Origin of the sequence: Ensifer sp. ENS06, from assembly GCF_014852205.1 — a bacterium.
In the GTDB taxonomy this organism is placed as follows: Bacteria; Pseudomonadota; Alphaproteobacteria; order Rhizobiales; family Rhizobiaceae; genus Ensifer; species Ensifer adhaerens.
Genome location: NZ_JACVBC010000047.1, coordinates 1 through 476, shown reverse-complemented (window position 1 = coordinate 476; position 476 = coordinate 1). Strand labels below are relative to the sequence as shown.

General features: G+C 63.4%; 2 protein-coding genes. Both read right to left on the bottom strand.

Annotated features, from left to right (window positions below):
- Nucleotides 1-125, bottom strand: a 125-nt coding sequence (locus tag IB279_RS36770) for an ATP-binding cassette domain-containing protein (RefSeq protein WP_192341263.1), incomplete at its 3' end; no start/stop codon positions are given.
- Between the two features lie 31 nt (nucleotides 126-156).
- On the bottom strand, nucleotides 157-476 hold a 320-nt coding region (locus IB279_RS36765; RefSeq protein WP_192341261.1), incomplete at its 5' end, for an ABC transporter permease subunit.

Below are 476 nucleotides of genomic sequence, written 5' to 3'. Positions count from 1 at the left end.
GTCTTGCCGGAGCCGGAGGGGCCGAGCAGCGCGATCAGCTCGCCGGAGCGGATGTCGAGCGAGACGTCGTCGAGCGCCGGGAAGCGGCCGAATTCCTTGCGGATGTTGTGAACGCGCACGTCCATGACAATACCTTTCGAATGCCGGCTTTCCCGGTCAGTGCCTGCGGCTGGCGGCGATCTCGGCGCTGTAGCGGATCTCCAGCGCCGTCTTCAAAATCAGGGTGATCAGCGCCAGCAGCGCCAGCAACGCCGCCACCGCGAAAGCGGCGACGAAGTTGTATTCATTATAGAGGATTTCGACCTGCAACGGCATGGTGTTGGTCTCGCCGCGGATATGGCCGGACACCACCGAGACGGCGCCGAACTCGCCCATGGCGCGGGCGTTGCACAAAAGCACGCCGTAAAGCAGCCCCCATTTGATGTTGGGCAGCGTCACATGCCAGAAGGTCTGCCAGCCCGATGCCCCGAGAGACA